The 4,978-nt window shown below is 62.8% G+C and carries 7 protein-coding genes; 2 read left to right on the top strand and 5 right to left on the bottom strand.

Features of this window, described 5'->3' with window-relative positions; all coding sequences use genetic code 11:
* Positions 1–2: 2 nt before the first annotated feature.
* The 4 genes from AC1DY5_RS41875 to AC1DY5_RS41860 all read right to left on the bottom strand — a co-directional run bounded on the left by AC1DY5_RS41875 (position 3) and on the right by AC1DY5_RS41860 (position 1,982).
* Entirely contained in the window at positions 3–416 is a 414-nt protein-coding gene (locus tag AC1DY5_RS41875; protein ID WP_478120328.1) for a DUF3574 domain-containing protein, read from the bottom strand.
* Between the two features lie 39 nt (positions 417–455).
* A complete protein-coding gene (locus AC1DY5_RS41870) occupies positions 456–1,088 on the bottom strand; it encodes a LysE family translocator (protein WP_478120327.1) in 633 nt (210 codons plus the stop codon).
* A 16-nt stretch (positions 1,089–1,104) separates the two neighbouring features.
* Positions 1,105–1,533, bottom strand: coding sequence for a hypothetical protein (locus tag AC1DY5_RS41865; RefSeq protein WP_478120326.1), 429 nt, complete (start codon positions 1,531–1,533; stop codon positions 1,105–1,107).
* 302 nt (positions 1,534–1,835) lie between these two features.
* Positions 1,836–1,982 carry a hypothetical protein gene (locus tag AC1DY5_RS41860; RefSeq protein WP_478120325.1) on the bottom strand — a complete coding sequence of 49 codons (147 nt, stop codon included), beginning with the start codon at positions 1,980–1,982 and terminating at the stop codon, positions 1,836–1,838.
* 397 nt (positions 1,983–2,379) lie between these two features.
* On the opposite strand from AC1DY5_RS41860, the gene AC1DY5_RS41855 reads away from it, so the two are divergent.
* Together AC1DY5_RS41855 and AC1DY5_RS41850 are read left to right on the top strand one after the other, a co-directional pair.
* Entirely contained in the window at positions 2,380–2,709 is a 330-nt protein-coding gene (locus AC1DY5_RS41855; protein ID WP_478120324.1) for a hypothetical protein, read from the top strand.
* An 80-nt stretch (positions 2,710–2,789) separates the two neighbouring features.
* Complete coding sequence (locus tag AC1DY5_RS41850; protein WP_478120323.1) at positions 2,790–3,197, top strand: hypothetical protein; 408 nt, start codon at positions 2,790–2,792, stop codon at positions 3,195–3,197.
* Positions 3,198–4,110: 913 nt separating this feature from the next.
* On the opposite strand, the gene AC1DY5_RS41845 is transcribed toward AC1DY5_RS41850, so the two are convergent.
* On the bottom strand, positions 4,111–4,350 hold the full coding sequence (locus tag AC1DY5_RS41845) for a hypothetical protein (protein ID WP_478120322.1): 240 nt from the start codon (positions 4,348–4,350) through the stop codon (positions 4,111–4,113).
* Positions 4,351–4,978: the final 628 nt, after the last annotated feature.

Here is a 4,978-nt window from a genome sequence, read left to right as displayed (position 1 = left end):
GACTAGTAGGACACGCAGGCGCGGACCTTGACGCGTAAGACTGCCTCCTGCTGGAACTGCGCCTTGTACGCGGCCACGAGTTCCAGAACAGCTCTCTCGTTCGGTGCATCGTCGGGATGAACCAACTGGAGGAGGTGCGAGGCCTCGCGGACGATCGAACCATCGGCGCCGCGCCACTGGCCTGAGGCCGCAGACACGGTCAGGCCTTGTGGGAACTGGGGCGTGACGGTTCGTTCCAGGAACTCGGCCCATTCCTGCGGCGTGACAGCGCCCTTGGGCTTGCCGGTGCCGAAGTACAGCGACTCATGGATGGCCAGCTGTTCTCCGCTGTCGCAGCGTGGCGCGTGCATTGATGCGCATGCAGCAAGCATGGCCGCCATGCCGGCGACGAGTGCAAGGCGCGAAAGCTCAGGCATCGGGATCGCGAAGGTAGGCGCCGGAGCGCAGCAGGTCGTTCAGCGATGCGCCGACGACACGAGCTTGAGCCCGAGCGCCATCATGACACCGCCGGCCGCACGGTCCACCCAGCGCTTGTAGCGCAGGTAGGCGTTGCGCGGACCTTCGGACGCCAGGGCCAGCGCCACCAGCGCGTACCACCCCGCCTCGAGGACGAAGAGCGCAGGCACGAGCGCAAGGTTGAACAGGATTGACGGTGCCGAGGGCAGGAAGGCCGCAAACACGCCGGCATAGACGATGGCCGTTTTCGGATTGCTGAGCTGCGTAGTGAAGCCCAGTGCAAACGCCTTCCACAGTTGCGTCCCCGAGCCCTTCGCCGGCGAGTCGTTCATTGCAAGTGGACGCTTGGCCGAAGCCCAGATCCGCAGGCCGAGGTACGTCAGATAGAGACCCCCCACTACCTTGAGCGCAAGGTAGATCGATGGGACGGCGAGAAGCAGCGCGTTCAGGCCCARCAGTGCCGCGACGGCAAACACGACGCCGCCTGCACCCATGCCCAACGCGGCGGCAATGCCCTCCGCGCGAGACGCGGACACAGCGGTGCGTGCGACCATCACAAAGCTCGGCCCTGGGCTGATGACGCCCACAGCCAGAGCGGCGACGATTCCGAGAAATGCGAAGAGGTCGTTCATGGGTAAAGTTGCAGAGTCATGAAGCAGATCGACGACGTGCATGCACAGCGGGCTCAGGAAGGCCAGCAGAAAACAGTGCGGCCGTCGTCGCCAGTCCCTTAGAGCCGCGAGTCTTCCGCAAATAGTACGGCAGGTACGGAACCCAGAAAAGCAGTGCGAGCTCGAACGGCTGGTAGACATGGGGCTGGCTCTTGCTGTCTTCCGTGATCCATATGACAAGGATGACGGGGAACGAATATCCCCAAAGATTCGCGAACGCGCTCTTCGGCGTTTCGCCGTGCCGGAACGTGGTGTCGTATTCCGCGACGAGTACGGAGCCGAAGAGCAGAGCGACGAAGTAGACAAGCTTGACGGACATCGATGCCATTTTCATCGACCAACGATCTGGCGCATCGCAGTCAGCCGCGCCGCCTGAACCAACACGGTAGTCCAGGCCTCGGCGCATCAGCTGTCGGACGTCACAATTGATCAGATTGACGCCGGCGCACGACCTCGTCAGTGCATCTGGCGATAGAACCTAGTGTCGACCGCCATGACCGGAAAGCGAGAAGGCAACTGGCCAGCCGGCGATCCCGAGGCTCGGCTCTCATGCTTGCGCTCCGTCGCCTCGGGCGAGAGCCGGCGCAGCCGCCGAGGGCTGGGCGAACGACAAGCAACACCACCCCGGCGCAAGCCCATAGCCGGTCAGCACGTGGCTGACAACCTTCACCTGCGTCCGTTCGGTGTAGACCCAAGGCGCACCGGCTCTCATCTCCGCGCCGGTGTGCCGCCGATCACCTTCCTCGTCGCGATCCGAAACAGGGCGAGCGCACCGGCCGCGCCGCGATGGAAGTCGTGCAGCGGGTTGCTGTCGTCCCATTGGATGCCCACGTAGGCGAGGCCAACGCATTTCATGCCGGCCGCCAGTTCGTCGGCGTTGGCCGTGTCCGCAGCGCGCAGGAACTGTGCGCAGATGACCTTGAATTCGTCGTACGACCCGGCAATGGATGGTCCGGAATCGGGTTGTTGCTCGGCGTGGGCAGGGTCTGAAGGGGGCTGTGTGGCGTCGGCGCGGCGGAGTTCATGCGGAAGTTAGAAAAGTTGGAAGCCTTTCTGGCGAGTCGAACTATTATCCGCATTGATATTCGTACACGAATGATTGATTGCGCAAGGTTAGACCGTGATTACTCTTCAACGCACCCCTTTCGGGCCCCGCGCCGCTRCTGTTTCCGCTGCCGTAGGCTCCCCCGTCCTGGCGGTCCTGCAGACGGAGTCGACGGCTGAAGTGAGAGCGGCCCTCCTGGCATCCACGTTGAGCGGCATGCCCACCCAGCGTGTCGCGCTCAAAGACCTCGAGGCGAACCTGGAGACTCGCGCGGCCCTGCCCAACTACACGGGCGAGATCCTCCCGGTGGGCACGGTCGAGTTCGTACGCGCTGCCATGGGCGTGCGTGGCGTTCCGGAGCCGGAGGCCATGGGCTATGTCCCGGTCACGGACTTCCTGCGCCGGGAGATCCGCGCCGGCGTCCTTTATGAGCTGAAGGCACTGGAGGAACCGGTCTTCGTGAAGCCAGTCGCCACCAAGGCCTTCTCCGGCTTCGTCTATGACTCCCGGCCTGGCGCCAAGCGTTCCGAGTACTAGGCTGAGCAGCTCGCTGCGATCGCGAAGCTGAAGACCAGCACCCGGGTCTGGCTCTCCGAGGTGGTCGAGTTCGTGTGCGAATGGCGCTACTACGTGGACGCTGCCGGCCGAGTCCTTGCCCGAGTCCGTTACGACGCCGATGGCGCCGACGACGCGCAGAACCCACAGCCGAGGTGGTCAAAAACGCCATCAACAGCACCGTCTCCCATCTGGAGGCCCGTGGAAACGCCCATCCCTTTGCGGTTGACGTCGGTGTCCTGGCCAACGGGCGCACCGCGATCGTGGGCCTGTCGGATGCCTGGGCCCTCGGCGTCTACGCCCACGCCCGCACGCCGGTGGGCACCGCCTGGAAGCCCCAGGACTACATCGAATTCCTGCAGCAGCGCTGGCGCTCGATCGTCGCCTACGCACAGCTGCGTGCGGCCAAGGAGACTGCGCAGCGCCTGCTCGAGGCCGACCTCCAGAGCAGGGCAACGACGCTCACCTGAGAAACATTTGAGCGGAATCTGTTTTCTTGCGGTATATCATGAAGAAGACCACCACCAGCACCCTCCCGTCCCGGCCTCACCCCCGTGGACCCTTGCTCCCACCGGAACCATGTCCCCGCAAGTGCCTAGCCCCGCCGGTCCGTGTTCCCAACGTGGCTGGATCCCTTGCGGATCTGTTCCCCGCGGAAATCTGTCCCGCCCGCAGGGCACCACCCGACCTGCAGTTCCATCGGGAAGCTGCCATCGGAACCTGGTCGCATCGCGAAAGTCGACCTGGCCGAACACCTTCGGTACCAGGCTCCATCCGGTCAGGCCCCATCGGAACAAGCATCCACCTGGGTTCGACCAGGCCGCCGTCGCCGGTACCGGAGGTGTCCGCCAAGTAGGCTCCAACAGGACCTGCTCCCCTCCCCCACTGCGGCGGGCTGCCGCGCCGGAGATGCTCGGTCTGGATCCTCCCCATCAGGAATCGAGCTCGAGCAGGACTCGGATTCCACAGAGATATGTACCGCGGGAAGCTGAGCGTGCGGAGGCAGATGCAGGTGAGAGCCAGCCCCACGCGGACGCTTGACGGGACGGTGACGGCCATGGAGCTCTTGGTTTATCGGCTCGCCCTTCAAGCGGCGTCCGCTGGAGCCTCCCGCGGGTTGTTCTGGAGATGCGCGATAAGGCGCCAATGGTCAGCAATCTGATTGCCGCAGATGTTGACGATGTATGGGCGCTGGGGTGTTGAGCAAACATCCGTCGAAAAAATCGAAGGGGGTGATCCAATTTACGCATGGATTTGAACGAGTTCCCGCTCCTCCGTGCCGTCGCTCGAGGCCCGGCCAGGCTGGATGTGTTCGTCAACGGAATTCCTGGCGTCGTCTTTGCTATCTTGCCGATCGAAGAGTGGCTCTCCACCTTCACATTTTCAGGCCTTCTTCTTGCGGTCCTGCCTCGGCCAGAAAACCGGGATGCCCTCACTCATGCAAAGCGCGCGTGCTTCTAATTCGGACAGCTCGCTGACTGTCAAGTCGTCAGCCGGTTCGCGCAGGCCATAGGGCAATCGCCCTTCTTGCGTCGGCGGATTGGAAAGCGGTATGGGCTGGCTGTCGTCCTGCAATTCGGCGTCTGCCTGTTCAGGATGACGGCGTCGAAAGAAATTGCGCATGGGGCGATCCCTCGTGTGGGCTACCAAGCTCTCAACAAAACGAAGATCGTCACGACAGCGATGACGCCTGCTATCACGACATTGGAGAATCGTTTCGTCCAAAGCGGGCGGTCTTTGGGCTGGTGTGTCTGATCCGCTCGATTCAGAGAGGCATAGCTGCTAAGGCTTAGGGGGTCGGTCGACGGATTGTTCATGTAGTCAATTCTGTTTAACCGCGCCCTTCGTACCAAGGAAGAATTGCACACTTGGCACCGGCACCTGCGAGAAATGACGACTTTGAGCACGACAAGGCCACGCTGGGAAGCGGCAAGAATCGAATGGAGTCGCGAGTCGACTTGCCCAGGGGCATGAGACGACGAGCTCGATGCGGAACTGGAGTTGGACTCAAAGTCTCCGCTAACCCCCGACGTGCGAATATGTGGCCGATGCTCCTGGACGTCGCTCTGCAGGCCTCGCGCCACGCACGCGTGGCACACGCCTCTGGAGGTGTTCGCACGAACACTGGCATCGTCCCATCAACCGCCAGCGTCAATTTAGTAACTCAACCCGTTGCGCTTCGGCCTTGAAACCGCCCATTGAATCATGAGGAGTTTCGCGCCACGCTTTTCGACGCCGCTGGACTCGCCAC

The organism is Variovorax sp. P4_D9 (genome assembly GCF_056401695.1).
This window is presented reverse-complemented; position numbering and strand designations above follow the sequence as displayed.

Coding starts and splice junctions, on each gene's coding strand:
- AC1DY5_RS41865 (WP_478120326.1), bottom strand. CDS start 1,533: ATGCGCCGAGGCCTGGACTACCGTGTTGGTTCAGGCGGCGCGGCTGAC.
- AC1DY5_RS41860 (WP_478120325.1), bottom strand. CDS start 1,982: ATGAAATGCGTTGGCCTCGCCTACGTGGGCATCCAATGGGACGACAGC.
- AC1DY5_RS41875 (WP_478120328.1), bottom strand. CDS start 416: ATGCCTGAGCTTTCGCGCCTTGCACTCGTCGCCGGCATGGCGGCCATG.
- AC1DY5_RS41850 (WP_478120323.1), top strand. CDS start 2,790: ATGGCGCTACTACGTGGACGCTGCCGGCCGAGTCCTTGCCCGAGTCCG.
- AC1DY5_RS41845 (WP_478120322.1), bottom strand. CDS start 4,350: ATGCGCAATTTCTTTCGACGCCGTCATCCTGAACAGGCAGACGCCGAA.